This window comes from Lactobacillus sp. UMNPBX19 (genome assembly GCF_002553805.1).
Taxonomy (GTDB): Bacteria; Bacillota; Bacilli; order Lactobacillales; family Lactobacillaceae; genus Lactobacillus.
The window spans coordinates 1-392 of sequence record NZ_PCYR01000144.1 but is presented as its reverse complement, the minus strand read 5'-3'; the positions used below and the strand labels follow the sequence as shown (position 1 = coordinate 392).

The following is a 392-nucleotide window of genomic DNA, read 5'->3' as shown; positions in this document are numbered from 1 at the left end:
TGTACCAAAATTATTGAAGTGGCCCGAAGAAAAACGCAATGAGCGGGCTAAAGAAATGATTAAACTGGTTGATTTGCCAGAAGAATATTTGGATCGTTATCCATCCCAACTTTCTGGTGGCCAACAACAGCGAATCGGGGTAGTGCGGGCGCTAGCAGCGGATCAAGACATTATTTTAATGGACGAACCGTTTGGCGCACTTGACCCGATTACTCGGGAAGATTTACAAGACCTCGTTAAGGACTTACAAGAACGGTTAGGTAAGACCTTCATCTTCGTTACCCACGATATGGATGAAGCATTACGCCTTTCCAGCCGGATCGTAGTCATGACCGGTGGAAAGCAAGTCCAAGTAGATACTCCCGAAAACATTCTACGTCATCCAGCCAATG

1 protein-coding gene is annotated in these 392 nt (G+C 45.9%); it reads left to right on the top strand.

Annotated elements, in window-relative coordinates:
* Positions 1 to 392 (top strand): ATP-binding cassette domain-containing protein (locus CP370_RS09495; protein WP_143467908.1); only part of this gene is annotated, 392 nt, incomplete at both ends.